This window comes from Micromonospora sp. NPDC048843 (assembly GCF_040649965.1).
In the GTDB taxonomy this organism is placed as follows: domain Bacteria; phylum Actinomycetota; class Actinomycetes; order Mycobacteriales; family Micromonosporaceae; genus Micromonospora; species Micromonospora hortensis.
In genome coordinates, this window is the sequence record NZ_JBEZGJ010000003.1 from 45,153 (window position 1) to 70,468 (window position 25,316).

General features: G+C 72.8%; 24 protein-coding genes and 1 riboswitch. Of the genes, 20 read left to right on the forward strand and 4 right to left on the reverse strand.

Annotated elements, in window-relative coordinates; all coding sequences use genetic code 11:
* The first annotated feature begins 234 nt into the window (after positions 1–234).
* From AB0C20_RS01390 to AB0C20_RS01450, 13 genes are all read left to right on the forward strand, one after another.
* On the forward strand, positions 235–1,509 hold the full coding sequence (locus AB0C20_RS01390; RefSeq protein ID WP_357189752.1) for an adenosylmethionine--8-amino-7-oxononanoate transaminase: 1,275 nt from the start codon (positions 235–237) through the stop codon (positions 1,507–1,509).
* 73 nt (positions 1,510–1,582) lie between these two features.
* On the forward strand, positions 1,583–2,419 hold the full coding sequence (gene pyrF, locus AB0C20_RS01395) for an orotidine-5'-phosphate decarboxylase (RefSeq protein WP_357189750.1): 837 nt from the start codon (positions 1,583–1,585) through the stop codon (positions 2,417–2,419).
* A 178-nt stretch (positions 2,420–2,597) separates the two neighbouring features.
* The gene (gene mihF, locus AB0C20_RS01400) at positions 2,598–2,915 is read left to right on the forward strand and encodes an integration host factor, actinobacterial type (RefSeq protein ID WP_030335662.1); all 318 of its coding nucleotides are present in this window, start codon (positions 2,598–2,600) and stop codon (positions 2,913–2,915) included.
* A gap of 25 nt (positions 2,916–2,940) precedes the next feature.
* The gene (locus tag AB0C20_RS01405) at positions 2,941–3,474 is read left to right on the forward strand and encodes a guanylate kinase (protein WP_357189748.1); all 534 of its coding nucleotides are present in this window, start codon (positions 2,941–2,943) and stop codon (positions 3,472–3,474) included.
* 64 nt (positions 3,475–3,538) lie between these two features.
* On the forward strand, positions 3,539–3,802 hold the full coding sequence (gene rpoZ, locus AB0C20_RS01410; RefSeq protein WP_030335666.1) for a DNA-directed RNA polymerase subunit omega: 264 nt from the start codon (positions 3,539–3,541) through the stop codon (positions 3,800–3,802).
* Positions 3,803–3,816: 14 nt separating this feature from the next.
* A complete protein-coding gene (coaBC, locus tag AB0C20_RS01415; RefSeq protein WP_112641759.1) occupies positions 3,817–5,025 on the forward strand; it encodes a bifunctional phosphopantothenoylcysteine decarboxylase/phosphopantothenate--cysteine ligase CoaBC in 1,209 nt (402 codons plus the stop codon).
* Positions 5,026–5,112: 87 nt separating this feature from the next.
* The gene (gene metK, locus AB0C20_RS01420) at positions 5,113–6,306 is read left to right on the forward strand and encodes a methionine adenosyltransferase (RefSeq protein ID WP_091401916.1); all 1,194 of its coding nucleotides are present in this window, start codon (positions 5,113–5,115) and stop codon (positions 6,304–6,306) included.
* A 59-nt stretch (positions 6,307–6,365) separates the two neighbouring features.
* Positions 6,366–8,276, forward strand: a complete 1,911-nt coding sequence (locus tag AB0C20_RS01425) for a primosomal protein N' (protein ID WP_357189745.1) — start codon at positions 6,366–6,368, stop codon at positions 8,274–8,276.
* Between the two features lie 257 nt (positions 8,277–8,533).
* Positions 8,534–9,517: an AAA family ATPase gene (locus AB0C20_RS01430; RefSeq protein ID WP_357189743.1), complete on the forward strand. Its 984-nt coding sequence runs from the start codon at positions 8,534–8,536 to the stop codon at positions 9,515–9,517.
* A gap of 295 nt (positions 9,518–9,812) precedes the next feature.
* Positions 9,813–12,296 (forward strand): tetratricopeptide repeat protein, encoded by a 2,484-nt coding sequence (locus AB0C20_RS01435; protein WP_357566989.1) that lies wholly within the window; start codon positions 9,813–9,815, stop codon positions 12,294–12,296.
* 85 nt (positions 12,297–12,381) lie between these two features.
* Entirely contained in the window at positions 12,382–12,939 is a 558-nt protein-coding gene (def, locus tag AB0C20_RS01440) for a peptide deformylase (protein ID WP_357189739.1), read from the forward strand.
* A gap of 5 nt (positions 12,940–12,944) precedes the next feature.
* Complete coding sequence (gene fmt, locus AB0C20_RS01445) at positions 12,945–13,871, forward strand: methionyl-tRNA formyltransferase (protein WP_238686778.1); 927 nt, start codon at positions 12,945–12,947, stop codon at positions 13,869–13,871.
* Entirely contained in the window at positions 13,868–15,304 is a 1,437-nt protein-coding gene (locus AB0C20_RS01450; protein ID WP_357189737.1) for a transcription antitermination factor NusB, read from the forward strand. Before fmt ends, AB0C20_RS01450 begins: the two co-directional genes overlap by 4 nt.
* 74 nt (positions 15,305–15,378) lie before the next feature.
* Here the strand turns inward: AB0C20_RS01450 and AB0C20_RS01455 are convergent, their stop codons facing one another.
* Positions 15,379–16,269, reverse strand: coding sequence for a septum formation family protein (locus AB0C20_RS01455; RefSeq protein ID WP_357189801.1), 891 nt, complete (start codon positions 16,267–16,269; stop codon positions 15,379–15,381).
* Positions 16,270–16,351: 82 nt separating this feature from the next.
* Positions 16,352–17,242 (reverse strand): septum formation family protein, encoded by an 891-nt coding sequence (locus AB0C20_RS01460; RefSeq protein WP_357189735.1) that lies wholly within the window; start codon positions 17,240–17,242, stop codon positions 16,352–16,354.
* A 253-nt stretch (positions 17,243–17,495) separates the two neighbouring features.
* Here AB0C20_RS01460 and rpe point away from each other — a divergent pair, with 253 nt between their 5' ends.
* The 7 genes from rpe to ribH all read left to right on the forward strand — a co-directional run bounded on the left by rpe (position 17,496) and on the right by ribH (position 23,699).
* Positions 17,496–18,176 carry a ribulose-phosphate 3-epimerase gene (gene rpe / locus AB0C20_RS01465; protein WP_357189733.1) on the forward strand — a complete coding sequence of 227 codons (681 nt, stop codon included), beginning with the start codon at positions 17,496–17,498 and terminating at the stop codon, positions 18,174–18,176.
* Between the two features lies 1 nt (position 18,177).
* Positions 18,178–19,134, forward strand: coding sequence for a response regulator (locus AB0C20_RS01470; protein WP_238686775.1), 957 nt, complete (start codon positions 18,178–18,180; stop codon positions 19,132–19,134).
* 78 nt (positions 19,135–19,212) lie between these two features.
* Positions 19,213–19,383: riboswitch (FMN riboswitch) on the forward strand.
* 166 nt (positions 19,384–19,549) lie between these two features.
* The gene (gene ribD / locus AB0C20_RS01475) at positions 19,550–20,611 is read left to right on the forward strand and encodes a bifunctional diaminohydroxyphosphoribosylaminopyrimidine deaminase/5-amino-6-(5-phosphoribosylamino)uracil reductase RibD (RefSeq protein ID WP_357189730.1); all 1,062 of its coding nucleotides are present in this window, start codon (positions 19,550–19,552) and stop codon (positions 20,609–20,611) included.
* 1 nt (position 20,612) lies between these two features.
* A complete protein-coding gene (locus AB0C20_RS01480) occupies positions 20,613–21,251 on the forward strand; it encodes a riboflavin synthase (protein WP_357189728.1) in 639 nt (212 codons plus the stop codon).
* The gene (gene pnuC, locus AB0C20_RS01485) at positions 21,251–21,934 is read left to right on the forward strand and encodes a nicotinamide riboside transporter PnuC (RefSeq protein WP_357566990.1); all 684 of its coding nucleotides are present in this window, start codon (positions 21,251–21,253) and stop codon (positions 21,932–21,934) included. The genes AB0C20_RS01480 and pnuC overlap by 1 nt, the downstream gene beginning before the upstream one ends.
* On the forward strand, positions 21,931–23,196 hold the full coding sequence (locus AB0C20_RS01490; RefSeq protein WP_357189724.1) for a bifunctional 3,4-dihydroxy-2-butanone-4-phosphate synthase/GTP cyclohydrolase II: 1,266 nt from the start codon (positions 21,931–21,933) through the stop codon (positions 23,194–23,196). Before pnuC ends, AB0C20_RS01490 begins: the two co-directional genes overlap by 4 nt.
* Positions 23,197–23,198: 2 nt before the next feature.
* Positions 23,199–23,699, forward strand: coding sequence for a 6,7-dimethyl-8-ribityllumazine synthase (gene ribH / locus AB0C20_RS01495; protein ID WP_091401939.1), 501 nt, complete (start codon positions 23,199–23,201; stop codon positions 23,697–23,699).
* 28 nt (positions 23,700–23,727) lie between these two features.
* On the opposite strand, the gene AB0C20_RS01500 is transcribed toward ribH, so the two are convergent.
* The gene (locus AB0C20_RS01500) at positions 23,728–24,471 is read right to left on the reverse strand and encodes an amino acid ABC transporter ATP-binding protein (protein WP_357189722.1); all 744 of its coding nucleotides are present in this window, start codon (positions 24,469–24,471) and stop codon (positions 23,728–23,730) included.
* 3 nt (positions 24,472–24,474) lie between these two features.
* Positions 24,475–25,311 (reverse strand): amino acid ABC transporter permease, encoded by an 837-nt coding sequence (locus AB0C20_RS01505; RefSeq protein ID WP_357189798.1) that lies wholly within the window; start codon positions 25,309–25,311, stop codon positions 24,475–24,477.
* Between the last annotated feature and the right edge of the window lie 5 nt (positions 25,312–25,316).

Sequence of the window (25,316 nt, forward strand, 5' to 3'; positions counted from 1 at the left end):
GGGCCGGTGCGGTGGGCCGACCCGCGTCGGTTCGCCGCCGCATCGGCTCCGAGCCCGGGACGCCACCCTCACCTGGCGCCCTTTGCTCTGCTTCAACCCACGCACCGGCCGGCGTCCGATATCCGGACCCCGGGTGTTGCGTCCGGTGAAGCAGAGCAAAGGGCGCGAACGCATGACCCGACTCGGCCGCGCGACGCCCACCGCCCGGCCCGTCCGTGTCTGGAAGGAGTACCCGTGACACCCGAGGAGATCCTGGCCGCCGACCGGGCGCACGTCTGGCATCCGTATGCCGCGCTGCCGCCGGCCAACCCGCCGTACGTGGTGCGCGGCGCCGAGGGGGTACGGCTGACCCTGGCCGACGGCCGGGAGCTGGTGGACGGGATGTCGTCCTGGTGGGCGGCCATCCACGGGTACCGGCACCCGGTGCTGGACGCGGCGGTGACCAACCAGCTCGGCCGGATGAGCCACGTGATGTTCGGCGGGCTCACCCACGAGCCGGCGGTGCAGCTCGCCCGGACCCTGGTCGAGCTGACCCCGGACGGCCTGGAGCACGTGTTCCTGGCCGACTCCGGCTCGGTCAGCGTCGAGGTGGCGGTGAAGATGTGCCTGCAGTACCAGCGGGCCGTCGGGCGGCCCCAGCGGCGTCGGCTGGCGACCTGGCGGGGTGGCTACCACGGCGACACGTTCCATCCGATGAGCGTCTGCGACCCGGAGGGCGGGATGCACCACCTGTGGGGCGACGTGCTGCCCCGGCAGGTGTTCGCCCCGGTGCCGCCGGGCGGTTTCACCGATCCGCCCGACGACGCGTACGTGGCGGCGCTTGTGGAGACGGTCGAGCGGCACGCCGACGAGTTGGCCGCCGTGATCGTCGAGCCCGTCGTCCAGGGCGCCGGCGGGATGCGCTTCCACCACCCGGGTTACCTGCGGGTGCTGCGCGAGGTGACCCGCGCCCACGGGATTCTGCTGATCTTCGACGAGATCGCCACCGGGTTCGGCCGTACCGGCGAGATGTTCGCCGCCGAGCACGCCGCTGTGACGCCGGACGTGCTCTGTGTGGGCAAGGCGTTGACCGGCGGGTACCTGACCCTCGCGGCGACAGTGTGCACCGCCGAGGTCGCCCGGGGCATCTCGGCGACCGGCGTGCTGGCGCACGGGCCCACGTTCATGGGCAACCCGTTGGCCTGCGCGGTGGCCAACGCCTCCATCGGGCTGCTGCGGGCCGGAGACTGGGCCGGCCAGGTCGCCAGGGTCGGCGCCGGCCTGCGCGCCGGTCTGGAGCCCCTGCGCGGTACGCCGGGCGTGGCCGACGTACGGGTCCTCGGCGCGATCGGCGTGGTCCAGCTCGATCACGAGGTCGACCTCGGCGCGGCGACCGCGGCCGCTGTCGCCCAGGGGGTGTGGCTGCGTCCGTTCCGCGACCTGATCTACACGATGCCGCCGTACGTCACCGACGACGTCGACCTGGCCCGGATCGCGACCGGGGTGGCGGCGGCGGTGGCGGCCGGCTGAGTCGGCCCGGCCACCGGGTCGACGGGTTACCCGGGCGGGTCAGCCGCCCGGACGAGAAGAGGGGAACACTCCGATGGAGAGCTTCGGTACCCGGCTGCACCGGGCGATCACCGAGCGGGGCCCACTCTGTGTGGGCATCGACCCGCATCCCGGTCTGCTGGCCCAGTGGGGCCTCCCGGACGACGTTCAGGGGCTCGACCGCTTCAGCCGGACCGTTGTGGACGCCCTCGGTGACCGGGTTGCGGTAGTCAAGCCTCAGTCGGCCTTTTTCGAGCGGTTCGGGTCCCGAGGTGTGGCGATTCTTGAGTCAACTATCCGACAGTTACGAGATGCCGGCTCGCTCGTTCTGCTCGACGTCAAGCGCGGCGACATCGGCTCGACGGTGAGCGCGTACGCCGCCGCGTACCTTGATCCATCCAGCCCCGTGTATGTCGACGCGGTCACCGCGAGCCCCTACCTCGGAGTCGGTTCGCTGGCGCCGATGTTCGAACTGGCCGCCGAGCACGGCGGCGGGGTGTTCGTCCTGGCCCTCACCTCCAACCCCGAGGGCGCGGCCGTCCAGCGGGCCGTCACGGCCGACGGACGCACCGTGGCGCAAACCGTTATCGACGAGATTTCCCAGCTCAACAGGGGTGCGTCGCCGCTCGGGAGCTTCGGTCTGGTGGTCGGCGCGACCATCGGTGACACCGGTCACGACCTCTCCGGTGTGGGCGGCCCACTGCTCGCTCCGGGGCTCGGCGCGCAGGGTGGCGGCGCGGCCGATCTGCGTACCGTCTTCGGTTCGAGCCTTGCCTCGGTGCTCCCGTCGTACTCCCGGGAAGTGCTCTCGGCAGGCCCTGATGTGGCCGCGCTGCGGGCCGCCGCGGACCGCGTGTTGGTCGACTGTCGGGCCGTCCTGCCTGCCCGGTGACTGACTGACGGGTCGGTCACTCTACGGTGATCATGCGGCCCCCACGTTGCCGAAAGCTCCGTTGGCCGCTAGTTTTCCCCGCGCTGGGAACCATGGACCCCTTGGTTCACAGCGACACCACGTTTCACAGATGCGGCGGTGCGCCCCGCCCGCCGCGATAGGGACCTGAGGAGAACTGGTGCCGCTCCCGTCACTGACCCCCGAACAACGCGCTGCCGCGCTCGAGAAGGCCGCGGAGATCCGCAAGGCCCGTGCTCAGCTGAAGGAGCAGCTCAAGCAGGGCAAGACCACCCTCGGTGCCGTCCTCGAGCGGGCCGAGAGCGACGACGTCGTTGGCAAGCTCAAGGTGTCGGCCGTCCTGCAGGCCATGCCGGGCATCGGCAAGATCCGGGCTACCCAGATCATGGAGAAGCTCAAGATCGCCGACAGCCGTCGCCTGCGTGGCCTCGGCGAGCAGCAGCGCAAGGCACTGCTTGGAGAGTTCGCCGCCAACTGAACCTGGCAGCGTGTAGAAACAAGCAGTGAGCACGGATGACGAGGCGCGCCCGGCGGCTCGGCTCACTGTCCTGGCTGGACCTTCGGGTTCCGGCAGGGAGAGTGTCGTCGAGCTCGTCCGGGCGCGTTCTCCGTCCGTGTGGATCCCGGTCGCGGCAACCACCAGGCCGCGCCGGGAGTCGGAGATCGACGGGGTGGACCGCGTCTTCCTCGCCCCCGCCGAGTTCGATCGACGGATCGTCGACGGCGAGCTGCTGGAGTGGTCCCGGATCGGTTCGCACCGCCGGGGCACCCCGTACCCACCGTTGCGCGCCCGGCTCGACGCCGGGCAGCCGGTGCTGCTCCCGCTCGACCTGCGCGGCGTCCCACTGGTCCGGGCGCGCCTGCCCGATGCCCGGCTGGTGTTGCTGAGCCCACCCGGGTACGCGCCCGACGCCACGGTGGCCGCCACCGTCGAGCACACGCTGACCCACGACCTCACCGAACGGGTGGTCGAGGAGCTGGTAGGCTTACTCGGTTCTTCTTATCCGGATCCGGCCTGGTCGCGCGTGCGTGGCTGACGGCCGGCCGCCGTTGAGACTCAGCACCGCGTCCGCGCGGCTCGAAAGACGCAGAGGTTAATTCGTGGGATCCATCGCCAACCCCGAAGGCATCACCAACCCGCCGATCGACGAGCTCCTCGAGAAGACGACGTCGAAGTACGCGCTGGTCATCTTCGCCGCCAAGCGCGCGCGCCAGGTCAACGCCTACTACAGCCAGCTCGGTGAGGGTCTGCTGGAGTACGTCGGCCCGCTCGTCGAGACCACCCCGCAGGAGAAGCCCCTCTCCATCGCCATGCGCGAGATCAACTCGGGCCTGCTCACCGCCGAGCCGACCGACCAGCCGTAAGCCCCCGCTGGCCGATGTCCGCCTCGATCGTCCTCGGGGTCGGTGGCGGCATCGCCGCCTACAAGGCGTGCGAGCTGCTGCGACTCTTCACCGAATCGGGTCACCGGGTTCGGGTCGTGCCAACCGCGTCGGCGCTCCGCTTCGTTGGAGCGCCGACCTGGGCCGCGCTCTCCGGTCAACCGGTCGCCGACGACGTCTGGACCGACGTCCACGAGGTGCCGCACGTCCGGCTCGGTAAGCAGGCCGACCTGGTGGTGGTCGCGCCGACCACCACCGACCTGCTCGCCAAGGCCGCCCACGGCCTCGCCGACGACCTGCTGACCAACACCCTGCTGACCGCCCGCTGCCCGGTCCTGCTGGCCCCGGCCATGCACACCGAGATGTGGGAGCACCCCGCCACTGTGGCCAACGTGGCCACGTTGCGCTCCCGGGGGGTCCGGGTCATCGAGCCCGCCGTCGGCCGGCTCACCGGCGCCGACACCGGCAAGGGTCGGCTGCCCGACCCGGCGGAGATCTTCGCCGTCGCCGGTCGGCTCCTGGCCCGCGGCGACTCCGCCCCCGCCGACCTGGCCGGTCGCCGGGTGGTGGTCACCGCCGGTGGCACCCGCGAGCCCCTCGACCCGGTGCGTTTCCTGGGCAACCGCTCGTCGGGCAAGCAGGGGTACGCGTTCGCCCGCGCGGCGGTCGCCAGGGGTGCCCGGGTCACGGTCATCTCGGCCAACGTCGGCCTCGCCGACCCGGCCGGGGTCGACCTGATCCGGGTGGGCACCACCGCCGAGTTGCGGGAGGCGACAGTCAAGGCCGCCGTCGAGGCCGACGCGGTGGTGATGGCGGCGGCTCCGGCCGATTTCCGGCCCGCGACGTACGCGACTGGCAAAATCAAGAAGTCGGACGACGGTGTCGCACCCACCATCGAGCTCGTCACGAACCCGGACATCGCGGCGGAGCTCGGCCAGCGCAAACGACCAGGGCAGGTGCTGGTGGTGTTCGCCGCCGAGACCGGCGATGCCGAGGCCAACGGCCGGGCGAAACTCGCCCGGAAGCGGGCCGACCTGATCGTTGTCAACGAGGTCGGTCCGGACCTGGTCTTCGGCGCCGACACCAACACGGTGACGGTCATCGGCGCGGACGGCTCGGTCAGCCGGCTGCCCGAGCAGGCCAAGGAAGCCGTGGCCGACGCCGTCTGGGATCTCGTCGTGGCGCGGCTACCCGGCCGCTCCTGACGGGTGGAACAGGGCGCGACCGATCCCGACACCGGCCGCAGTGGTGATTAGACTGCCGCGGAACGACCTCATACGCTTAGGAGTGCCGTGACACGCCGTCTCTTCACGTCCGAATCGGTCACGGAAGGCCACCCGGACAAGATCGCTGACCAGATCAGCGATGGCATCCTCGACGCGCTGCTGACCGAGGATCCCCACAGCCGCGTGGCAGTGGAGACCATGATCACCACCGGTCAGGTGCACATCGCCGGTGAGGTGACCACCAAGGCGTACGCCGACATCCCGACGATCGTCCGCCGGACCATCCTCGACATCGGTTACGACTCGTCGAAGAAGGGCTTCGACGGCGCCTCCTGCGGGGTCAGCGTCTCCATCGGCGCGCAGTCCGAGGACATCGCGCAGGGTGTGGACAACGCCTTCGAGCTGCGCACCGGGGCATCGGAGAGCGCGCTGGACGCGCAGGGCGCCGGCGACCAGGGCATGATGTTCGGCTTCGCCTGCTCGGAGACGCCCGAGCTGATGCCGCTGCCGATCGCGCTCGCGCACCGGCTGGCCCGTCGCCTCTCGGCGGTGCGCAAGGACGGCACGATCCCGTACCTGCGGCCGGACGGCAAGACCCAGGTCACCATCGAGTACGAGGGGCTGCGCCCGGTCCGGCTGAACACCGTTGTGGTGTCGAGCCAGCACGCCGCCGACATCTCGCTGGACTCGCTGCTCACCCCGGACGTGCGCGACCACGTGATCGCCCCGGAGCTGGAGAGCCTCGGCCTGGACACCGACGGCTACCGGCTGCTGGTCAACCCGACCGGCCGGTTCGAGATCGGCGGCCCGATGGGCGACGCCGGACTGACCGGCCGCAAGATCATCGTCGACACCTACGGCGGGTACGCCCGCCACGGTGGCGGCGCGTTCTCCGGTAAGGACCCGTCGAAGGTGGACCGCTCGGCCGCGTACGCGATGCGCTGGGTGGCCAAGAACGTGGTCGCCGCCGGTCTGGCCGAGCGGTGCGAGGCGCAGGTCGCCTACGCGATCGGCAAGGCGCACCCGGTGAGCCTGTTCATCGAGACGTTCGGCACCGAGACCGTGCCCGTCTCCTCGATCGAGAAGGCCGTCACCGAGGTGTTCGACCTGCGTCCGGCCGCGATCATCCGGGACCTCAACCTGCTCCGCCCGATCTACCAGCAGACCGCCGCGTACGGCCACTTCGGCCGGGAGTTGCCGGACCTGACCTGGGAGAGCACCGACCGGGCCGCCGACCTCAAGTCGGCCGCGGGAGCCTGACCGCCACCAAGCGCAGCGACCGGCGACCCGCGGACGGGTCGCCGGTCGCGCGCGTCTGCGTGGATGTTCCACTGGCGCACCTGGACCGGCCGTTCGACTACCTGGTGCCGGCGGAGCTGGACGAGGTGGCGGTGCCCGGTACCCGGGTGAAGGTGCGCTTCGCCGGGCAACTCGTCGACGGGTGGTTGCTGTCGCGCGCCGACGACTCCGGGCACACCGGCCGCCTCGCGTACCTGGAGAAGGTGGTCTCCCCGGAGCCGGTGCTGGCCCCCGAGGTCGCCCGGCTGGCCCGGGCGGTCGCCGACCGGTACGCGGGCAGCCTCGCCGACGTACTCCGGCTCGCCGTGCCGCCCCGGCACGCGCGGGTGGAGAAGGAGCCCTACGACGAGCCACCCGCCCCGGCGGCCCCCACCGGGGCGGTCGACCCGCGCGGGTGGCGCGACTACCCGACCGGCCCGGCGCTGCTGCGGGCGCTCGCCGACGGCCGGGCGCCCCGCGCGGTCTGGTCGGCGCTGCCCGGTGAGGACTGGGCGGCCCGTTACGCCGACGCGGTGGCGGCCACCGTCGCCGGTGGGCGCGGCGCGGTGGTCGTGGTGCCCGACGCGCGTGACCTCGACCGCCTCGACGCAGCGCTCACCGGTGTGCTCGGCCCGGGGCGGCACGTCAGCCTCTCCGCCGCGCTCGGCCCGGCCCGGCGGTACCGGGCGTTCCTCGCCGCTCGCCGTGGCCAGGTGCCTGTGGTGATCGGCACCCGGGCGGCGATGTTCGCCCCGGTGGCCCGGCTCGGCCTCGTCGCCGTCTGGGACGACGGTGACGACCTGCACTCCGAGCCCCGGGCGCCCTACCCGCACGCCCGCGACGTGCTGCTCACCCGCGCCCACCTCGCCGAGGCCGGCGCGCTCGTCGGCGGGTACGCCCGGACGGCCGAGGCGCAGCTGTTGGTGGAGACCGGCTGGGCCCCGGAGGTGGTCGCCGACCGGGTCACAGTGCGGGCGCGGATCCCGGCCATCGCGCCGACCGGGGACGACCCACAACTGGCCCGCGACCCCGGGGCCGCCACGGCCCGGCTGCCCAGCCTGGCCTGGACGGCCGCCCGCGACGCGCTCCGCCAGGACCTGCCGGTGCTGGTGCAGGTGCCCCGCCGCGGCTACCTCCCGTCGATCTCCTGCGCCGAGTGCCGCACTCCGGCCCGCTGCGCGCACTGCGCCGGCCCGCTCGCGCTGCCCTCGGCCGGTGGTACCCCGGCCTGCCGGTGGTGCGCCCGGGTGGCGGCCGCGTACGCCTGCCCGGAGTGCGGTGGGCGGCGGCTGCGGGCCGCGGTGACCGGCGCTCGGCGGACCGCCGAGGAGCTGGGCCGGGCGTTCCCCGACGTGCCGGTGCGCACCTCGGGGCGCGAGGAGGTGCTGACCGACGTTCCCGGCGGCGCGGCCCTGGTGGTGGCCACCCCGGGCGCCGAGCCGGTCGCCGAGGGTGGCTACGGCGCGGTGCTGCTGCTCGACTCGTGGGCCCTGCTGACCCGGGCCGACCTGCGCGCCGGCGAGGAGGCGCTGCGCCGCTGGCTGGCGGCTGCGGCGCTGGCCCGCCCGGCGCCGGCCGGTCGGGTGGTGGTGGTTGCCGACGGCGCGCTCGCCCCCGTGCAGGCGCTGCTGCGCTGGGACGCCGGCTGGTTCGCCGGTCGGGAGCTGGCCGAGCGCCGCGAGTTGGGCTTCCCGCCCGCAGTGCGGATGGCGAGCGTCACCGGGGCGGCCGAGGCGGTGGCGGACCTGCTGGCGGCGGCCCGGCTGCCGGACGATGCCGAGGTGCTCGGGCCGGTGCCGGCCGAGGAGGGCCGGGAGCGGATGTTGGTCCGGGTGCCCCGGGCCCGGGCCGCCGCGCTCGCCGAGGCTTTGCACTCGGCCGCTGGCGTCCGGGCCGCTCGCAAGGCCGCCGATCCGGTTCGTCTCCAGGTCGATCCGCTGAGCCTTTTCTGAGGCGTTTCGGCCGGTGCCGACCGTCACGGACCTCGCCCGCTACCAGGGGCCCTCGCACACCGCGTCCGGCAAAGCGGTGGCGCCCGAGTGGTAGCATCGCCCGTCATGCCAAGGCGTACGACGGGCTCCAGGTTTCGAGGGGGCGTCAGCCGCGCCGAGCTGGAGCCGTCGCGGGATGGCGCGACGATGGCGGGAACGCGTCGGTCGGGCGCGAGGTCGATGATGTCAATGAGCCGGTGATCAGGGGTGGACCAGTCGTGACCGTTGGACAATCGATCGTCTTCAACGGCGACCTCGGCAGTGGCAAGAGCACCGTGTCGGTCGAGATCGCCAAGCGGCTCGGCATGCGCCGGGTCAGCGTGGGGGACCTCTACCGGGAGATGGCGCAGCAGCGGCAGATGACCGCGCTGCAGCTCAACCTGCACGCCGAGCTCGACCAGGCCGTCGACGGCTACGTCGACCAGCTTCAGCGGGACATCGCCGCCTCCGGTGAGCGCCTCATCATGGACTCCCGGCTGGCCTGGCATTTCTTCACCGACGCGCTCAAGGTGCACATGATCACCGAGCCGGGCGAGGCGGCCCGCCGGGTGCTCGCCCGCCCCTCCGGGCCGGCGGAGAGCTACGCCTCCCTGGACGAGGCCAAGGCCAAGCTCCGGGAGCGCAGCGCGAGCGAGCGCAGCCGGTTCATCATCCGTTACGGGGTGGACAAGGCCCGGCTGCGCAACTATGACCTGATCTGCGACACCACCCGGGCGTCCGCCACCGAGGTGATCGAGCACATCGTGGCCGCGTACGAGGGCACGCTCGGCGCCGAGGTGCTGCGCGACGCGCCGCCGCTGCTGCTGCTGGACCCGGCCCGGGTCTACCCGACCGAGGACATCGCCACCCTGCGTGGTCTGTGGGACACCGACTTCGTCGGTGGGGTGGCCGAGGCCGGCGACGAGGCCCTCGAACCGCTGAAGATCGGGTTCACCGGCGAATACTTCTTCGTCGTCGACGGCCACCGTCGCCTCAGCGCCGCCCTGCAGAACGGGTTCTCGATGGTCCCCGCCCAGCTGGTCGCGGAGGTCGACGAGCCGGTAGTGGGTGGGATGACAGCTATCGACTACTTCGCCGCCCAGGTGCGCCCCGGTCTGATCTACGACTGGGAGGCGGCTCACAAGATCCAACTGCCGCTGCCCGAGCCCGCTCTGCTCCGCGGCGACGCGGTGCTCGCGGGGGACCCGGGCGCCAGCGTCTGAACCCAGCGTGCGGCCGGACCGACGCGCGGGGTACGCGCGCCGGCCCGGGTCACCGGGTCGCACGGCGGTCGCGGAACGGCTCAGCCGAGGATGACGCCTGAGGCGCCCACTCCGCCGTGCCGGAGAAGATGTCCTCGTAGGGCATCCGCCAGGCGCGGACCCGACCGGTGGTCACGTAGCCGGTACGGGCGACGTGGAACTGTCATACATTGGCAGCCGTCTATCGAGCGGCGAGGGGCCGGAATTACCCTGCCCGTGCGCATCCGGGGGGCCGGATGACCGGGGTGGGGGTCGCATGTCTGAGCAGTGGATACCTTCCGGCACTCATCAGACGTCACACGGGTCACCCGAGCTGGCCCGCGCCGGCACCGAGGCGCAGACACTGTCCGAGTTGGCCGGGTTGCTGCGCCAGCTACGCCGCCGCGAAGCCCGGCAGCAGGGCGAGACCCTGCTGACGTACCGGCAGTTGGCTGCGAAGACCGGCTGGTCGCGCGGGATCATCGGGGAGTACTTCGCCGGCAACATCCTGCCGCCGCCGGAGCGGTTCGACGCCCTCATTCGACTGCTCGGGGCCACTCCCGCCGAACAGGGAGTGCTGGCCACCGCGCGGGACCGGGTCGAGGAGCGACGTCGACGCCCGAACCGCGACCACGCCACCACCGGGCGGGTGGTGGCGCGGGCCAGGGCCGGCGGCCCACGCGCCGGCGCCCCGTCCCCACGGTTTCCGATACCCCGCCAACTGCCCCCGGCGCTGCCCGGCTTCGTCGGGCGGGCGGCCCAACTCGCCCAGCTCGATGCCGAATGCGCTCGCGCCGTGGCGCCCGGGGACGACGGCGTGGCGTCGGTCACCGTCATGACGTTGTCGGGTACGGCCGGGGTCGGCAAGACGACCCTCGCGGTCACCTTCGCGCACCGGGTCGCCGATCGCTTCCCGGACGGGCAGCTCTACGTCGACCTGCGCGGGTTCGACGCCACCGGGACTGTGGTGACGGCCGTCGAGGCGGTCCGAGGTTTCCTGGAGGCCCTCGAGGTACCGCCCGAACGCATCCCCACCCACCTGCCCGCGCAGGTGGGCCTCTACCGCAGCCTGCTCGCCGGCCGCCGGATGCTGGTGCTGCTGGACAACGCCCGCAACGCCGACCAGATCCGACCCCTGCTGGTCGGCAGCCCGCACTGCCTGGTCCTGGTGACCAGCCGCAGTCGGCTCGCCGGGCTGATCGCCGCCGAAGGCGCCCGGCCGATCGGCGTCGACCTGCTCAGCACCGCTGAGGCCTGGCAACTGTTGGCGCGGCGGCTCGGCGCGGACCGGCTGGCGGCCGAGCCGCAGGCGGTGGACGAGATCATCGAGCGGTGTGCGCGGCTGCCGCTGGCGCTGGCCGTGCTCGCCGCGAGAGGTGCGGAGAAGCCGACGTTCCCGCTGGCCACCCTCGCGGCCGAACTGCGGGCGGCGCCGCGACCACTCGACTCGTTCGACGGAGGGGACGCCGGCACCGACGTGCAGGCCGTCTTCTCCTGGTCGTACCGGAACCTGACCCCGGCAGCGGCCCGCCTGTTCCGGCTCTTCGGCTGTCATCCCGGACCGGACATCGGGTTCGCCGCGGCGGCCAGTCTGGCCGGGCTACCCCCGGCCCAGGTGCCCCGACTGCTGGCTGAGCTGGCCCACGCGCACCTCGTCACCGAGCACACCCCCGGCCGGTTCGGTGCTCACGACCTGCTGCGGGCGTACGCGGCCGAGCAGGTCGAACGTCTCGAACCGGAGCAGGCCCGGCGGGCCGCGATCCGGCGTGGGCTGGACCACTACCTGCACACCGCGCACGCGGCGGCGCTGCTGCTGCAACCGGGACGGGACCCGGTCACCCTCGCCGCCGCCGCGCCGGGTGTGCTGCCCGAGGAGATCACCGACCTCGGTCAGGCGCTCGCCTGGTTCAGTGTCGAGTACCCGGTGCTGCTGGCGGCGGTCGCGCACGCGAGGCGGGCCGGGTTCGACGGCCACGCGTGGCAGCTGGCCTGGACACTGGTGGACTTCCTGCAACGCCGGGGGCGGTGGCCGGACCTGGCCGTGGCCCAGCGCAACGCCCTGGCCGGGGCACAGCGGGCCGGTGACCGACCCGGGCAGGCGAACGCCCACCGCGATCTCGCCCGGGTGCTGTCCCGGCTGGGTCGGGTGAACGAGGCGGCGAGGAACTACCGGCAAGCCCTGGTGATCTTCGCGGAGCTGGGCGACCACACCGGGCAGGCGCGCACCCACCGGGCGTTCGGGGCGATGCTCGACGGGCTCGGTCGGCACGCCGAGTCGCTGGAGCAGAGCGAGCGGGCCCTGGCGCTGTACCGGGCCGCCGGGCACGTCGCCGGGGAGGCCAGCGCCCGCAACGCGGTGGGGTGGGCGTACGCCCAGCTCGGCCGGTACGAGCCCGCGCTCGGGCACTGCCGGGAGGCGTTGGCGCTGCTGAGGACGACAGGCGATCGGCACGGCGAGGCGAACACCTGGGACAGCCTCGGCTTCATCCACGCCCGACTGGCCGACCATCGAGCGGCGATCCGCTGTTTCCAGCGGGCGATCGGGCTGTACCGGCGGGTCAGCGACCGCTACGACGAGGCGGACACCCTCTCCCGGCTCGGCGAGAGCCGGCAGGCGGTGGGGGACACGGCCGGGGCCGCGCGCACCTGGCGGCGGGCCCTGGTCATCCTCGACGATCTCGGCCACCCGGACGCCGAGCGGGTGCGGGAGCTGTTTGCCGGGGAGCCCGGCGGTGACCCTGGGCACACCCGCGGTGGTTGAGCGAGGTGCGCCGCCCGACGCCCGGCCGGGCACTCCGTAGACTGGTACGGCACCGCTCGTCCACCCGAAGAAGGAGCCGTCCCGCGTGACCGTCCAGCCCATCCGTCTGTTTGGGGATCCGGTGCTGCGCACGCCGGCCGATCCGGTCGTCGACTTCGACGCCGAGCTACGTCGGCTCGTCGCCGACCTCACCGACACGATGCGTGAGCAGAACGGCGCCGGCCTGGCCGCGCCGCAGCTCGGTGTGAGCCTGCGGGTGTTCACGTTCGACGTCGACGACGTCCTCGGACACCTGATCAACCCGGTGCTGGAGTTTCCCGACGAGGAGGAGCAGGACGGCCCGGAGGGCTGCCTGTCCATCCCCGGGCTCTACTTCGACACCAAGCGTCGGCAGAACGTCATCGCCAAGGGCTTCAGCTCGTTCGGCGACCCGATGCAGATCGTCGGCACCGGCCTGATGGCGCGCTGCGTGCAGCACGAGACCGACCACCTCGACGGGGTGCTCTTCCTGGACCGCCTGGACCCGGAGGGGCGCAAGGAAGCCATGAAGGCGATCCGCCAGGCCGAGTGGTACGACGCGGCGGCCCCGCCCACTGTCAAGCTCAGCCCGCACATCAGCGACCCCTTCGGTCTGGGGCGCTGACCCGGATGCGCGTGATCTTCGCCGGTACGCCGGCCGTCGCCGTACCCGCCCTGGCCGCCGTCGCCGCCTCCCGACACGAGCTGGTGGCCGTGGTCACCCGGCCCGACGCGCCCGCGGGGCGTGGGCGGGGCCTGTCCCGCTCGCCGGTCGGCGCGTGGGCCGACGAGCACGGCGTCGAGGTGCTCACACCGGCCCGTCCCCGCGAGCCGGAGTTCCTCGACCGGCTGCGCGAGCTGGAGCCGGCCTGCGTGCCGGTGGTCGCCTACGGCGCGCTGGTGCCGCCGGCGGCCCTGGAGATCCCCCAGCACGGCTGGATCAACCTGCACTTCTCCCTGCTGCCCGCGTGGCGTGGCGCCGCACCCGTGCAGCACGCCGTGCTGCACGGCGACGAGCTGACCGGGGCCAGCGTCTTCCAGTTGGAGGAGGGCCTGGACACCGGCCCGGTCTACGGCACGCTGACCGACGAGATCCGCGCCACCGACACCTCCGGCGATCTGCTGGGGCGGCTCGCCGACTCCGGTGCCGGGCTGCTGGTGGCGGTGCTCGACGCGATCGCCGACGGCACCGCCCGCGCCGAGCCGCAGCCGGCCGACGGGGTGTCGCTGGCGCCGAAGCTGACAGTGGACGACGCGCGGGTGCGCTGGAGCGACCCGGCCTTCGCCGTGGATCGGCGGATCCGGGCCTGCACGCCCGCGCCGGGTGGCTGGACCACGTTCCGCGACGAGCGGGTGAAGCTCGGCCCGGTCGTCCCGGTGCCCGACGGCCCCGAGCTGAAGCCGGGGGAGTTGCTGGTGGAGAAGTCCCGGGTGCTGGCCGGCACGGCGACAGTGCCGGTACGTCTCGGCGAGGTCCGCGCCGCGGGCAAGCGGGCGATGGACGCGACCGACTGGGCGCGCGGCGTCCGGGTCGGCACTGGAGAGGACTTCGCGTGACGGCACCGGAGGGAACCCGACCGACTCGCTCCGGCCCGTCGACCGGCCGTGGCGGGGATCGCCGCCCGGTCCGACCACCGCTGGACCGACCGCGCCGCGCCGCGTACGAGGCGGTGGCGGCGGTGCACCGCGACGACGCGTTCGCCAACCTGGTGCTGCCCATCATCCTGCGGGAAGAGGGGCTGTTCGGTCGGGACGCGGCCTTCGCCACCGAGCTGACCTACGGCACTCTGCGCCACCTGGGCACGTTGGACGCGATCCTGACCGACGCGGCCGGCCGGGATGTGGCCCGGATCGACCCGCCGGTACGCGACGCGCTGCGGCTCGGGGCGTACCAACTCCTGCACACCCGGGTGCCGCCGCACGCCGCTGTCTCGTCGACTGTGGACCTGGTCCGTTCGGTCGCACCGGGCGCTACCGGGTTCGCCAACGCGGTGCTGCGCGAGGTGTCCACCCGTGACGCGGACGCCTGGGTGGCGAAGCTCGCCCCACCGATGGAGACCGACCCGGTCGGGCACCTCGCGTTGGCGTACAGCCACCCGCAGTGGATCGTGCGGGCCTTCTCCGAGGCGCTCGGCGGCGATCTGGGTGAGACGGAGCGCCTCCTGATCGAGGACAATGAGCGCCCGCCGGTGCACCTGTGTGCCCGGCCCGGCCTGATCGACCCGGTCGAGCTGGCCGACCAGGTTGGTGGAGCGCCCGGTGCCTTCTCGCCGTACGCCGTCTATCTGCCCGGCGGGTCGCCGGGCGACATCCCCGCGGTGGTCGACGGCCGGGCCCACGTCCAGGACGAGGGCTCCCAACTGGTGGCCACCGCGCTCGCCGACGCGCCGCTGGACGGCCCGGACGGGCGTTGGCTGGACCTGTGCGCCGGCCCGGGTGGCAAGGCCGGGTTGCTCGGCGCGCTGGCCGCGCAGCGGGGTGCCCGGGTGACAGCTGTGGAGGTGGCCGAGCACCGCGCCCGGCTGGTCTCCCTGGCGACCCGGGATCTGCCGGTGGCCGTGCTGACGATGGACGGCCGTGAGGTCGGCGGGGACCCGAAGCTGCCGGAGCAGCACTTCGACCGGGTGCTTGTCGACGCGCCGTGCACCGGGCTGGGGTCGCTGCGTCGTCGGCCGGAGTCGCGCTGGCGTCGCCAACCGTCCGACCTGCCGCCGCTGACCCGGCTGCAACGGGAACTGCTCGGCGCGGCGCTACGGGCGGTCCGCCCGGGTGGCCTGGTCGCCTACGTCACCTGTTCGCCGCACACCGTCGAGACGCACGTGACGGTTACCGAGGCGGCCCGCCGTAGCGGGGTTGCTGTGGACTTCGTGGACGCCCGCCCGCTGCTGCCGGCCGGCATGCCCGGTCTCGGTGACGGGCCGACAGTGCAGCTCTGGCCACACCGCCACGGCACCGACGCGATGTTCCTCGCCGTCCTGCGCCGAGGCTGATCCGTTCCACGCGTCCGGCCGGTCAGCCGACCGGCCGGACGCGGTGCGACAACGCTCGGCCCGACCGACACGCGCTAGGTGACCGGGAGGCCCTTGGTGCCGGCGTTCTTCATCGAGCGGGTCAGGTTCCGGTCGGAGATCCAGAGGAAGCACTGCACGCCCCGGTTCCCGTTGCGCCACTCCTCCTCGTACGGCTGGTAGTAGATCGTGCCGGCGCGGAAGTCGAGCTGGGAGTTGTCCGGGACCTTGGCGTACTTGGCGATCATCGTCTGGCAGGCCCGGTGGGTCCGCTTGGTGCTGCGGGTGAACTCGGTGTAGCTGGTGTCCGGCGCCTGCCAGACGCCGACGAACTCGGCGTGGTGCTTGGCGGTGCAGGAGACCGGCACCATCTCGTCGATGTCGTCCTTGACCAGCTTCGGGTTGAAGCAGCGGTACGCCAGCGGGGCCGTTCCGGACAGCGCGCCCTTGAGGCTGCCGGTGCGCAGGTCGACGGCGGTGTCGTCGATGCTGGCGATCTCGGTGACGTCGCAGCGGTACCAGCGGGCCCCGCCCGACCAGGCCTGCGGCGACGGCAGCACGACGGTCAGGCCGAGCCGCCCGGAACGCCAGTCGGCTCCCACCGCCTTGTTGACCGCCGTGTCGCACCCGGTCTGCGCGGCTCGCATGCCGGGCGAGCCGGGCTGCGGGGGCGTGCCACCCTCGGCACCCGGGCCGGTGAGGGTGCCGACGTGCATGGTCTCCACCCGGTGCGCCTCCGTGCACGCCGTCGGGTTGTAGCCGGTCAGGAAGCCGACCTGCTGGGAGCTCTGGTGGCAGACGTCGGCAGCGGGGACGAACTGCTGCGCCGCGACGGGCGCCGGCCAGTCGTCGATGAGGTCACTGTCGACTCCGGCGGGTGCGCCGCACCCGGCCAGCGCCAGGGCCAGCGCCCCACCCCCGGCGAACGCCGCCAACCACCGTCGCATCCCGACCTCCCGCCGCTGCCGGCCCCCGACCGGACCCAGCCGGTCGATAGCGCCACGGCGCAGCAGCATACGGCAACGATGCTCAGATCGCGGGCAGTCCCTCAGGACCGGCGCCGCGCATCGAGCGGGTGAGTTTGCGGTCGTCGCTCCACAGGAAACAGCGCACTCCACGGTCGCCCTCCTCCCACTCCCGTTGCGACGGCGGGTAGTAGATGGACCCGGCCCGGTACGGCAGTTCGCTGTTGTTGGGCACCGCCGCGTACTCGGCGATCAGCGCCATGCAGCGTCGGTGCGCCTGCTCGGCGGACCTGGCGAACTCCGCCCAGCTCATGTCCCGCTCCTCGTAGACGCCCACGAACTCGGCGCGGTGCGGCTCGGTGCAGAGCACCGGCGCCATGTAGTTGAGGTTGTCGCCGATCAGCTTGGGGTCGAAGCAGCGGTGCGTCAGGGGCGTGTCGCCGATCAACGCGCCGCGCAGGCTGCCGGTCCGGTTCACCGGGCGGGTGTTGTCGATGCTGCCGGTCTCGCTGAGGTCGCAGCGGAACCAGCGGGCGCCGCCGGCCCAGGCGGGCCCGGACGGCAACGCGAGGGACAGCGCGAGACGGGCCGTGTGCCAGTCGCCGCCGAGCACCTCCCGGGCCCGCTGGTCGCACTCGGCGCGAGCCGTGCGCAGCGCCGACGATCCGGGTGCCGGTCGGGCCTCGGTCAGCGCGTCGGGCCCGACGAAGGTGCCGACGTGGATGGTCTCGGCCAGGTGGTTGCGCGCGCAGTCCACCGTCTCGTACGTGCTGGCCTGCACAACGGTGGCGATCCGCGGCAGACAGGTGTCGGTGGCGGGTGTGAACGGCTTCGGAACCCGCAGCGTCGGCCAGTCGTCGGTGAGATCACCGTCCGCGCCCCGCGCCGGCGCGCAGCCGGCCAGCAGCAAAGTCGTGACGCTGGCCAGCACCAGCGCTGGAAGCCACCGTCGCATCGTCCGCCCTCCCGGGAGCTGGCGGCCGGTCGCCGCGCCCGCGGCGAGACCCCGGCGGGCGTGCAGCCTACGGCACCGTCCCGGATGGAGTGTCGTCGCGTTTCCGTCGATCGGCCAGTGGCTGATGTCTGTTCGTCCGGATTCGGGGGTCCGGAGCGTCCAATTCTGCACCAATGGTCACTGCTGGGTCACAGCGCGTCCCCACAGGTGCCGCGATGCGGGTGGCGGGTGGCCACGTTCGTACACTGGCCCCGTGACCGTACCGCCGCCGATCGTCGCGCCGAGCATCCTGGCCGCCGATTTCGCCCGCCTCGCCGAAGAGGTCCGTGCCGTCGAGGACGCCGCGGACTGGTTGCACGTCGACGTGATGGACAACCACTTCGTGCCGAACCTGACCATTGGGCTGCCCGTTGTGCAGAGCCTGCGGGCCGTCACGGCGATGCCCTTCGACGTGCACCTGATGATCGAGGACCCGCGCCGGTGGGCCCCCGGGTACGCCGACGCCGGGGCGTACAACGTCACCTTCCACGCGGAGGCGTCCGACGACCCGGTGGCGCTCGCCAAGGACCTGCGTTCGGCCGGTGCGAAGGCGGGCCTGGCCATCGACCGGGACACCCCGATCGAGCCCTACCTGGACCTGCTGCCCAGCTTCGACACCCTGTTGATCATGACGATCAAGGCGGGCTTCGGTGGGCAGCGGTTCATTCCGCAGCTCCTGGAGAAGGTGCGGACGGCCCGGCGGCACGCGTCGGCCGGGCACCTGGAACTGCGCATCGAGGTGGACGGCGGGATCGCCGCCGACACCATCGAGCAGGCGTCCGCGGCTGGCGCTGACGCGTTCGTGGCCGGCACCGCGGTGTACGGGGCCGCCGACCCGGCGGAGGCGGTACGGCACCTGCGGGCACTGGCGGAACGCGCGGCGCCCGGGGCCTGAGGTGGAGCCCGAGGCCGACCGCAAGGACATCATCCTCGTCGTGGACGACGACGAGGACATCGCTCGGTTCGTCGAGTTCAACCTGCGGCTGCACGGCTTCGAGGTGATCCACGCCAGCGACGGCCAGGAGGCCCTGGAGGTCATCGAGCGCCAGCGGCCGGACCTGGCGGTGGTCGACCTCATGATGCCCCGGATCGACGGGCTGGAGCTGACCCGCCGGCTGCGCGCCGACCCGATGACGTCCGCCCTTCCGGTGATCATGCTGACCGCCAAGGGGATGACAGTCGACAAGGTGCACGGGCTCAGCGCCGGCGCGGACGACTACCTGGTCAAGCCGTTCGACACTGCCGAGCTGGTGGCCCGGGTCTCGTCCACGCTGCGCCGCAACAAGGAGTTCCGGGAGGTCTCCCCGCTGACCGGGCTGCCCGGCAACAGCCGGATCCGTCGGGAGATCAGCGATCGGGTGCGAAACGGCGTGGACTACGCCGTCGGCTACGTCGACATCGACCGGTTCAAGAGCGTCAACGACCGGTACGGCTTCGTGCGCGGCGACGACTTCATCTCCGCGCTGGCCCGCAGCCTGCACCGGGCGGTGGTGGGCGTCGGGCTGCCACCGGCCTTCCTCGGTCACGTCGGCGGCGACGACTTCGTCATCGTCTGCGCCCCGGACCAGGTGCGCCCACTGACGTCCCGGGCGGTCGTCGACTTCGAGAACGCCGCCGACACGCTCTACGACCAGACCGACCGGGAGCGCGGCTTCGTCGAGTTGAAGGATCGACGCGGCAACATCCGGCGGGCGGCCCTGGTCACGCTCTCCATCGGGGTGTCCCTCTCCGACGCCGGCAAACGGTTCACCGACCCGCTCGAAGCGATAGCTGTGGCCTCGGAGATGAAGACGGTGGCCAAGAGCCAACCGGGCTCGTACGTGGCGGTGGACCGGCGTCGCGGCGTCACCTGAGCGTGATACCGCTGTGAAGTAGCTCGCCTAGGTGGCGGCGGAGCCGGATCGGCGTGTAAGACTTCCCGTGTACCCACCACGCGCTGGCGGGACTCGGTGAAATTCCGAACCGGCGGTGATCCACGGTCCAACCGTGGTCAGCCCGCGACCCGGACGGCTCTGCCGTCCGGTGGACCTGGTGAAAATCCGGGGCCGACGGTTGGGGGCGGTTCGTCCGCGCCCAGACAGTCCGGATGGGAGACAGCGCGCGGGACGGACGGGTCCGAGCCGGCCGCTGGCTTCAGCGTGCCGTGCCGACCCCCCGGGGCGGCTGTGCCGTTCCCGGAATCCGCCACCGCCTGCCCGTGGCCCCATGGCCACCGCCTCCCTGACCGCCCGCGCGCGGACCGGCGAGTGAGAGGGCAGGGGCAGCGCGATGGCCAGCGTCTCCGTTGATGAGGCGATGCGGCGTGCGATCGAGTTGGCGGCGCGCGGGCTCGGCACCACCAGCCCCAACCCCGTGGTCGGGTGCGTGCTCCTCGACTCCGACGGCGAGGTCGTGGGCGAGGGCTTCCACGCGTACGCCGGGGGGCCGCACGCCGAGATCGTCGCCCTGGCGCAGGCCGGGCGGCGGGCCAAGGGCGGCACCGCTGTCGTCACTCTGGAACCCTGCGACCACACCGGCCGCACCGGCCCCTGCAGTTCCGCGCTCGTCCAGGCCGGGGTGGGCCGGGTGGTCATCGCCGTACCCGACCCGAACCCTGTCGCTTCCGGGGGCGCCGCCACCTTGCGCGCCGCCGGGGTCCGGGTCGATCTGGGGGTACGCGGCGAGGAGGCCGAGGCCGGCAACGTCGCGTGGTTGACCTCGATGCGCCGGGGCTGGCCGTACGTGATCTGGAAGTACGCCGCCACGCTCGACGGGCGCTCCGCCGCGGCGGACGGCACCAGCATGTGGATCACCTCGGAGGCGGCCCGGATCGACGTGCACGCGCTGCGCGGCACTGTCGACGCGGTCATCGCCGGGGTGGGCACAGTGCTCGCCGACGACCCCCGGTTGACCGCCCGCAACCTGCGTGACGGCAGCCTGGCCATCCGGCAGCCGCTGCGGGTGGTGGTGGACAGCTCGGGGCGTACCCCGGCTGACGCCAAGGTCCGCGACGGCGCCGCGCGCACGTGGATCGCTACCGCCGACGAGGTCGGCGCCGACCCGGACGGCCGGGTCGACCTGTCGGCGCTGCTCGCGGCGCTGCACCAGCGCGGAGTCCGCGCGGTGCTGCTGGAGGGCGGCCCCCGGCTGGCCGGCGCGTTTCTGAAGGCCGGCCTGGTCGACAAGATCGTCGGATACGTCGCGCCGCGGCTGCTCGGCGCCGGCCCGACGGCTCTGGTCGACGTGGGAGTGACCACCATCGCCGAGGCAATCGATCTGGAGTTCGTCGACGTTACGCAGATCGGTCCGGATCTCCGGATCACCGCTTTGCCCCGCAAAAGGGAGGGCTGAGATGTTCACCGGCATTATCGAGGAATTGGGCGAGATCGTCCGGGTGGAGCCGACGGCAGGCGATTCGGCGCTGCTGGGCGTCCGCGGCCCGCTGGTCACGTCCGACGCCCGGCACGGCGACTCGATCGCCGTCAACGGTGTCTGCCTGACCGTCGTGGAGGTGGGCGACGGCGTCTTCACCGCCGACGTGATGGGGGAGACGCTGCGCCGCTCCGCGCTCGGCGCGCTGCGCCCCGGCGACCCGGTCAACCTGGAGCGGGCCGCCGCGCTCGGTAGCCGCCTCGGCGGGCACCTGGTGCAGGGCCACGTCGACGGCGTCGGTGAACTCATCTCCCGGGAACCGGCCGAGCAGTGGGAGACCGTCCGGTTCCGACTGCCCGCCGCCCTGTCCCGCTACGTGGTGGAGAAGGGCTCGATCACCATCGACGGTGTCTCGTTGACAGTCGCCGCCGTCGGCGCTGACGAATTCGCCGTCGGGCTGATCCCCACCACGCTCAAGCTGACCACGCTCGGCGCGAAGGGCGTCGGCGACCCGGTCAACCTGGAGGTGGACGTGCTGGCCAAGTACGTCGAGCGGCTGCTCGGCGACCGGCTCACCGACACCAGCGGGCTGGCCGCGAACCAGGGCGGGGTGGCCTGATGGGCCCGCTCAGTTGGCTGCTGGACGCGCAGGTGCACGTCGCCGGCTCGCCGGTGCTGGCCAGGGAGATCGTCGGCAACGCGTTCGGGCTGGTCTCGGCGCTGCTCGGGTTGCGCCGGCTGGTCTGGGCGTGGCCGGTCGGCATGGTCGGTAACGCGCTGCTCCTCACCGTCTTCCTCGGCGGGGTGTTCGCCACACCGCAGGAGCACGACCTGTACGGGCAGGCCGGCCGGCAGGTGTTCTTCTTCGCTGTCAGCGTCTACGGCTGGTGGCGCTGGCAGCGCAACCGTCGCGCCGACGGCGGGCAGGCCGCTGTCGTGCCGCGCTGGGCCACCGGACGGGAGCGGCTGATGCTGCTGGTGGCCGCCGTGATCGGCACCGCCGCGGCGTACCCGCTGCTCAAGGCCCTGGGCTCGTGGGGCCCGCTGCCCGACGCCTGGATCCTCACCGGCAGCCTGCTGGCCACGTACGGGATGGCCCGCGGCTGGGTGGAGTTCTGGCTGCTCTGGATCGCTGTGGACGCGGTCGGGGTGCCGCTGCTGCTGCGCGGCGGGTTCTACCCGTCGGCCGTCATGTACCTGATCTACGGCGCCCTCTGCGTCTGGGGCTTCGCCGCCTGGTGGCGCACCTCCCGCGCCGCGGCGACCGTCCGTACGCCCATCTACCGGGAGGCTGTCGCGTGACCAGCTTTGGGGATATTGAGCAGGCGATCGCGGACATCGCGGCCGGGCGGCCGGTCGTCGTGGTCGACGACGCGGACCGGGAGAACGAGGGCGACCTGATCTTCGCGGCCGAGTTGGCCACGCCGGAGCTGATGGCGTTCATGGTGCGCTACACCTCCGGCTACGTCTGCGTGGCGTTGACCGAGAGCGAAGCCGACCGGCTCGACCTGCCGCCGATGCACCACACCAACCAGGACCGGCGCGGCACCGCGTACACGGTGACAGTGGACGCCCGCGAGGGGGTCAGCACCGGCATCTCGGCGGCCGACCGGGCGCACACCAGCCGGCTGCTCGCCGACGCGGCGACCGACCCGACCGACCTGGCCCGCCCCGGGCACGTGGTGCCGCTGCGCGCTCGCGAGGGCGGGGTGCTGCGCCGACCCGGGCACACCGAGGCGGGGATCGACCTGACCCGGCTGGCCGGGCTGCGTCCGGCGGGCGTGCTCTGCGAGCTGGTCAACGACGACGGCACCATGATGCGCCTGCCGGACCTGGAGAAGTTCTCCGCCGAGCACGGCCTCACGCTCGTCACCATCGCCGACCTGATCGCCTACCGTCGGCGTACCGAGAAGCAGGTCGAGCTGGTCGCCGACGCCCGGATGCCGACGAAGCACGGGGTGTTCCGGGCGCTCGGCTACCGCGCCGAGCACGACCCGGCCGAACATGTCGCGATGGTGCTGGGTGACCTCGGTGACGGCCAGGACGTGCTGGTCCGGGTGCACTCCGAGTGCCTGACCGGGGACGTGTTCGGCTCGCTGCGCTGCGACTGTGGGCCGCAGCTGGACGCCGCGCTGGCGCGGGTCGGGCAGGAAGGCCGGGGCGTGGTGCTCTACGTCCGTGGGCACGAGGGGCGCGGCATCGGCCTGCTGCACAAGCTGCAGGCGTACCAGTTGCAGGACCTGGGCCGCGACACCGTCGACGCCAACCTCGACCTGGGCCTGCCGGCCGACGCCCGCGACTACGGCACCGGCGCGCAGATCCTCTACGACCTGGGCGTGCGGTCGATGCGGCTGCTGACAAACAACCCGGCCAAGCGGGCCGGGCTGGAGGGGTACGGGTTGACCATCACCGGCCGCGAGGGGCTGCCGGTCGGCGCGCACCCGGAGAACATGCGCTACCTGCGCACCAAGCGGGACCGGATGGGTCACCTGCTGGACGAGTTGGACGAGGTGTCCGAGGCGCCGCTGGGGCGTCCGGTCGCCAACGACGAGATCGGAGCATGACGATGGCGGGTTTCGGTGAGCCGGGAGTCGAGGCGGTCGACGCCGCGGGGCTGACCGTCGGGGTCGTTGCCGCCCGCTGGCACGGCGAGCTGACCGACCACATGCTGGAGCGTGCGGTGGCCGCCGCCGAGGCGTGCGGTGCGCGTTCCGTGGTCGCCCGGGTCGCCGGTTCGGTCGAACTGCCGGTGGTCGCGCAGGCCCTCGCCCGCCGCTGCGACGTCGTGGTCGCCCTCGGCGTGGTGGTCCGTGGGTCCACCGCCCACTTCGACTACGTGTGCCGTTCGGTCACCGACGGGCTGACCCGGGTGGCGCTGGACGAGGGCAAGCCGGTGGCGCACGGGGTGTTGACAGTGGAGACCATCGAGCAGGCCCGCGACCGGGCCGGTCTGCCCGGCTCGGCCGAGGACAAGGGTTGGGCCGCCACGGTGGCGGCGCTCGACGCCGCGCTGGCCGTGCGGACGGTGGCTGCGGGCAACGCCCAGCGGGTCGGCTTCGGCGGCTGACGCCCGGGCCGTCTCTGAAGGCGGGCCTTCAGAGACGGCCGGCCTCGATGATCCGGCGCAGGAACTGTCGGGTACGGGGCTGCGTCGGCTCGCCGAGCACCTGCTCGGGCGGGCCGCTCTCGACGACCCGCCCGGCGTCGAGGAAGCACACCTCGTCGGCGACCTCCCGGGCGAAGCCCATCTCGTGGGTGGCCAGCACCATTGTCATGCCGTCGGCCTTCAGGTCGCGGATCATCGTCAGGACCTCGCCGACCAGCTCCGGGTCGAGCGCGGAGGTGACCTCGTCGAGCAGCATCAGACGAGGTGAGTTGGCCATCGCCCGGACGATCGCCACCCGCTGCTGTTGCCCGCCGGAGAGCCGGTCCGGGTAGGCGTCCGCCTTGGCTCCGAGCCCCACCCGGTCGAGAAGCTCCCGGGCCTGCGCCTCGGCCTCCGTCCGTCCCCGCCCGTGTACGCGGCGCGGCGCGAGGGTGATGTTGTCCAACACGCTCAGGTGCGGAAAGAGGTTGTACGCCTGGAACACCATGCCGATCCGCCGCCGGACCCGGTCCGGGTCGACCCGGGGATCGGAGATGTCCTCCCCGTCCAACTCGATGGTGCCGTCGTCGAGTTCGTCCAGCAGGTTGACGCAGCGCAGCAGTGTCGACTTGCCGGACCCGGACGCGCCGATCACCGCCACCACCTGATGCTCGGCGACGGTCAGGTCGAGGTGGTCGAGCACGGTGTGCCCGCCGAACTCCTTGCGCAGGCCCCGACAGCGCAGCAATGCCATGGGTCAGCCTCCCGACTGTCGGCGGGCGGCGCGTAGCGTCACCCAGTCGGTGACCGCGATCAGCGGGATGGCGAGCAGCACGAAGAGCACCCCCGCCACGACGTACGGCGTGTAGTTAAAGGTCTGGGCGGTGGCGATCTGCGCGGCGCGGACCGCGTCGATCGGCCCGGCCAGCGAGACCAGCCCGACGTCCTTCTGCAACGCCACCACGTCGTTGAGCAGGGGTGGCGCCACCCGGCGGACGGCCTGCGGCAGGACCACGTGGCGCATCGTCTGCCGGTACGTCAGGCCCAACGAGCGGGCCGCGGCGAGTTGGCTGGAGTGCACCGACTCGATGCCGGCCCGGAACACCTCGGCGAGGTAGCCGCCGTAGGTGAGGACCAACGCGATCCCACCCAGCACCAGCACCGGCGGCATGCCCTGCAACCGCAGCCCCGGCACGCCGAGGGTGAGCAGGTACAGCACGATGATCAGCGGTAGGCCGCGGAAGGTGTAGGTGTAGCCGGCGGCCAGCGCGCGGACCGGGAAGAAGACCGGCCCGCGCAGCGTCCGCAGCACGGCGATCACCAGCCCGAGCAGCAGCGCGCCGACCGCACAGCAGACCAGCAGCCGTACGTTGAGCCAGAGCCCGCTCAGCACCGTCGGCAGCGCGTCGCGGGCGATCTCCGGATCCAGGAACGACCGCCGGACCCGGTCCCAGCCCGGCGCCCCGGTCACCGCGATCACCAGCAGCGTGCCGAGCGCCGCCGTCGAGGACGCCGCGACGAGCACGCTGTAGACGGTCTGCCGACGCCGGTACGCCGACCGCCGCAGCTGCGCCTCCGAGGGCACCTGATCCAGTAGCG